The 3,292-nt window shown below is 33.7% G+C and carries 4 protein-coding genes, 1 pseudogene and 1 other annotated feature; of the genes and pseudogenes, 1 reads left to right on the top strand and 4 read right to left on the bottom strand.

The genetic code is table 11. The features are described from left to right. Positions 1-139 precede the first annotated feature (139 nt). Positions 140-390: a binding site (T-box leader), on the top strand. Between the two features lie 85 nt (positions 391-475). After that, positions 476-805: a hypothetical protein gene (locus tag D1606_RS18080; protein WP_119417404.1), complete on the top strand. Its 330-nt coding sequence runs from the start codon at positions 476-478 to the stop codon at positions 803-805. 105 nt (positions 806-910) lie between these two features. On the opposite strand, the gene D1606_RS18075 is transcribed toward D1606_RS18080, so the two are convergent. The 4 genes and pseudogenes from D1606_RS18075 to D1606_RS18060 all read right to left on the bottom strand — a co-directional run. Further along, the gene (locus tag D1606_RS18075; RefSeq protein WP_119417405.1) at positions 911-1,585 is read right to left on the bottom strand and encodes a class I SAM-dependent methyltransferase; all 675 of its coding nucleotides are present in this window, start codon (positions 1,583-1,585) and stop codon (positions 911-913) included. Between the two features lie 117 nt (positions 1,586-1,702). Continuing rightward, positions 1,703-2,104, bottom strand: a pseudogene (locus tag D1606_RS18070) (NUDIX domain-containing protein); the annotation flags it as partial. A gap of 18 nt (positions 2,105-2,122) precedes the next feature. Beyond that, entirely contained in the window at positions 2,123-2,839 is a 717-nt protein-coding gene (locus tag D1606_RS18065; RefSeq protein ID WP_119417403.1) for a Type 1 glutamine amidotransferase-like domain-containing protein, read from the bottom strand. A 20-nt stretch (positions 2,840-2,859) separates the two neighbouring features. Beyond that, a partial coding sequence (locus D1606_RS18060) for a GNAT family N-acetyltransferase (RefSeq protein WP_147414557.1) occupies positions 2,860-3,292 on the bottom strand: 433 nt, incomplete at its 5' end.

Here is a 3,292-nt window from a genome sequence, read left to right as displayed (position 1 = left end):
ACTCCCATAAATAGATTTTTATTCTAAAATTTTTAGTATAGGAAAATAAGAATATTATAAATTTATTTAAAAATCTAAATATACCGTTGACAAGTTATAGAATTTTAGATAAAATTAATTTCAATATTTGTATATAAGAGCAAAGGCTATGATAAGAAGTAGTAACAATTATAGAGACTTTCAGAAAGTTGCCGGTTGATGAGAGGCGCATGTCGATTGGTTGTGAATTCCTCTTGGAGCTGCGTACCGAACAGAAATCTAAGTAGGCTACGACGGTAAGCACCCGTAATCTAGTGCAACAGTATCGTCTATATGACCGTACTTTTTGAGGTAAGTAATGTGAATTACTTGCAAATTAAAGGTGGTAACACGAGTATAATCGTCCTTTTGGTTAATCCAAAAGGACGTTTTTTTATTTCTTTGTTTCTTATTGTAATACAAATGTTAGTAAACTATTTGATAGGAGATGCTAGCGATGATATTAAATTTAGAAGAACAAATGAACGAGTATAAAGCTATAGAGGGGAACGTTTACCAAAAAGAACTAAAATTAAATCATGTGAATGGTCCTCACAAGATTCCTGAGCTATTACTAGAAATAAATTCTGAAAGAGTAATTGATATTATTCCTCAACTTATTCAGCTAGGTATGGTGAACGATACTAGCCAACTGATGCGATTAATAAGACAAGATGCCGTAAAGATCAATAATGAAATGCTTTTTGAGGATGAGTTGGATCGGGTTTTGATGAATGATGAAATATTACAAATAGGTACGAAGAGATTTTTGAGAATTATTAAATAACTGAATCGATTTTTAACACAGTGGTATTCTTTCAATTACCACTGTGTATTAGTTTAAATAATCAGGTATTATGATTGGAAATTCCGTGGGCATTAAGCTTATATTTTAAGCTCTTTTTTGAAAAATAGCTGTAAGTATTCCATCAACTCCAAAAACAAGTTCATCTTCATGTACATTCTTCATTTTTCGAATTTCAATGCAATCGAAGTCATGGAATATTCTTTTCAATTTATCCTCAGTAAACCCTAATCCACCTTGTAGACTTTTAACTCGGTATACCTCCCAATCGGAAATATCAGAACCTCCTAATGGTCCATTTTCAACAAAACAAGTGATGGCAAAGTATCCGCCTGGTTTTAGGGAATCTTTTACTAGATGAATATAATCGGCCCTTCTATGTGGTGCGATATGATGAAAGCACCCCGAATCGTATACTAAATCATAATGAGATTCTTTAATATCTAATTTAAATAGATTTTGATTGATAAAATTGATCTTTAGATTTCTTTTGTTGGCTCTTTCCGCAGCCCATTTAAGCGATTCTTCAGAGAGGTCTACTGCATCAACATGAAAATGATTGTCAGCTAAATAGATGGCATTTCTCCCTGGACCACAGCCCAATTCTAATACATTCCCACCATTCAATAACCCTCTCGCTAAATAACTAACTAAGTTTTCATCTGGTTTGTTTTCAAAGAACGGAATTTTCTTGTCTCGATTACTATAAAAATCATCCCAATGTATTTGTGAATTATTTAAATAATCATCTATCATCTGCATTAAATGATCGTGATTGATGTTACTACTTCGTTTATCTTCATACTCTTCGGACAGAGCCTTTTTAAGAATTGTTAATACTATATCATGGTCTTCAATTACGTATGGAATTTCTGAAGGCTCAACCCAAATTCGAGCAAGTGATTCGTTTTCCCTTAAAAATGGATCACACCTTTTTACATCCATTCTGTAAAATGCCTGATAACCAACGACTGGATATTTTCCATTCATCTTAAAATGCTGGTCATCTTTATGGTCAACTTCTATTGCGCCTATATATGTAATGTCACCTTTGATGTAGGCCTCTTCATAAACTTCCCGATGAATGGCTTCTTCAAGAGATTCTCCTTTTTCAACATGACCACCAGGGTAGTTAAATCCTCTATTTTTTATTTTAGATAATACTATTTTGTTATTTTGAATACAAATAGCATGTACACTAGTAACTACATCTTCATCCTTGATATTATAATCAGGTAGCCAAGTCAATTTTACAGGTTGACCTCCCCACTCTACTATCATAGATTTCATTTTATCCTCCTATATTTTTGAAGTTTCAAACCCTTCTCCTAAATAACGCGTATAAATTGTTTCCTCTTTCACTCTGTCTTCATAAGTTACTCTATAGGCCTGGGCATAGGGTCTTGAACTGATTACTTCTTTAATAGTTTGATCGACATAGTGTATTGCTACACCATCATCTGCTGCAATACCAGATTTTATCCTATTTGTTTGAATAAGATTTTGGTATGAAGGTCTTCTATCCTTTTCTCCGTCATAATGTGGACAATTACTACCTTTTAGAAATCCTAAACAATGTATAGGTTCTAAGGCATCACCAAAAGAATCGGTGACTCCCTCTTCAAACCAACAAATGGCTCCTGCACTAATACCCGCTAAAATAATGCCTTGTTGCCATGCCGTTTTCAAAATCTCATCAATGCCCCACTCTTTCCAAAGTGCCAGGAGATTTTTTGTATTACCTCCTCCCACATAAATAATATCTTTTTCTAAAAGGAATCCTTCTAAATCTCTTGAAGGAGGGTTAAATAATGACAAATGGGAAGGAATACAATTCTGCTCACTAAAGAATTGATAAAATCTCTGAATATAATTTTCTGCATCTCCGCTTGCTGTTGGTAAGAAGCATATTTTAGGTGTCTTATTAGGAGATTGGCTTAATATATATAAATCTAATAATGGATTGTCAGGTTCCATTGAGAAACCTCCTCCACCTAAAGCGATAATTTGTTTCATCTTTTCTCCTCCATAATCATTTATAAATAAAAACTCAGCACGATTAACTCGCCTTTTTCCCCCATTACTCGAACTCCTTCATCAACAAATCCACACTTTTTATAGAGAGATTGTGCAACTATATTTTCTACATTAACCGATAAAACAATTTCATTGATTTCAGGAAACTCACTTTTCACTAATTGTGGCAACAATTGCAAAGTCTTCTTTGCATAACCTTTTCCTTGATGTCGATCATCAGTAGAAAAGCCACGCAATAGAATTGCATAGCTATTATCGCTGTAAGGTACTACGCCTTCATTTCTATGTAAAACGAAGAAAGTTACTAGCTGCTCGTCCTCAATAACCAAAATATTGTACCGATCTTCTTCTTTCGTTGATCGTTCAATACTTTCTTTTGGTGTACATGTAAATCTTAGCTGTTCTTCTGTTAATTTATAATTTTCAGGGAGT

This window comes from Rummeliibacillus sp. POC4, assembly GCF_003576525.1.
Taxonomy (GTDB): domain Bacteria; phylum Bacillota; class Bacilli; order Bacillales_A; family Planococcaceae; genus Rummeliibacillus.
Note: the sequence above shows the minus strand (reverse complement) of the source record. Positions and strands in the feature narration are given on the sequence as shown.

What these genes read in the sequence shown, in the direction of transcription:
- D1606_RS18080 (WP_119417404.1), top strand. Translation starts at nt 476, where the DNA reads ATGATATTAAATTTAGAAGAACAAATGAACGAGTATAAAGCTATAGAG.
- D1606_RS18075 (WP_119417405.1), bottom strand. Translation starts at nt 1,585, where the DNA reads ATGCAGATGATAGATGATTATTTAAATAATTCACAAATACATTGGGAT.
- D1606_RS18065 (WP_119417403.1), bottom strand. Translation starts at nt 2,839, where the DNA reads ATGAAACAAATTATCGCTTTAGGTGGAGGAGGTTTCTCAATGGAACCT.